The sequence below is a fragment of the Apibacter sp. B2912 genome, assembly GCF_009827835.1.
GTDB lineage: Bacteria > Bacteroidota > Bacteroidia > Flavobacteriales > Weeksellaceae > Apibacter.
In genome coordinates this window covers 1-310 of sequence record NZ_WINV01000024.1, presented here as the reverse complement: position 1 = coordinate 310, position 310 = coordinate 1, and the positions used below count along the sequence as shown (strand labels likewise).

General features: G+C 44.8%; 1 protein-coding gene. It reads left to right on the top strand.

The window, feature by feature from the left end:
• Positions 1 to 13: 13 nt before the first annotated feature.
• On the top strand, positions 14 to 310 hold a 297-nt coding region (locus GFV01_RS10060; RefSeq protein WP_221411130.1), incomplete at its 3' end, for a PAAR-like protein.

The following is a 310-nucleotide window of genomic DNA, read 5'->3' as shown; positions in this document are numbered from 1 at the left end:
AAAAACTAACTCCATGCCCGATAAAAAACCCGATCATTTAGCCTTAGTAGTAGAAGGAGCTTGCGTAAGCTGCAACCGAGGAAGCCTTCCCGAATGTATTTTAAAAGTAAAGCATAAGGACGATGACAAGTACCTGGCCAACCAAAAGAAAATAGCCACTTGGCTGGAAGATGACCAAGACCACATGAATTTTGGATTGTGTAACCGAAGCAGCCCTCAGCCGGCCTGCACCCCTCAAATTTCATGGAAAGATTATTATCAAAACGCCGAATTCGGCAAACAAAAACCACTGACGGAAGCTTCCTACGGG